This window comes from Vibrio sp. DNB22_10_4, assembly GCF_052879755.1.
Map to the genome: position 1 here is coordinate 1 of NZ_JBNNXW010000058.1, position 276 is coordinate 276.

Consider the following 276-nt stretch of genomic DNA (forward strand, 5'->3'; position numbering starts at 1 on the left):
GGCGCCGGCAGAGTACCGGCGCACCAATCAACCCTGACGCGCCATGCGCCTCAGTCGGCCGCTGCCGACAGGTCGTGCGTAGGCGATGGCGGATCGCTCATCACACGGTTGCGTCCGGCCAGCTTGGCTTCATACAGCAGGCGGTCCGCACGTTTGAGCAGCGATTCCAGCGTCGGGTGGTCCACCGCCTGCGCCACGGCCACGCCAAAGCTGGCTGTCATGCGGCAGGGCACGTCGGTGCCGGTCGGTACGGTTACCTCGGCAATGCCCCTGCGT

General features: G+C 68.1%; 1 protein-coding gene. It reads right to left on the bottom strand.

The window, feature by feature from the left end; all coding sequences use genetic code 11:
* Positions 1 to 50: 50 nt before the first annotated feature.
* Positions 51 to 276, bottom strand: a 226-nt coding sequence (locus ACVA6Q_RS24650; protein WP_446649220.1) for a GGDEF domain-containing protein, incomplete at its 5' end; no start/stop codon positions are given.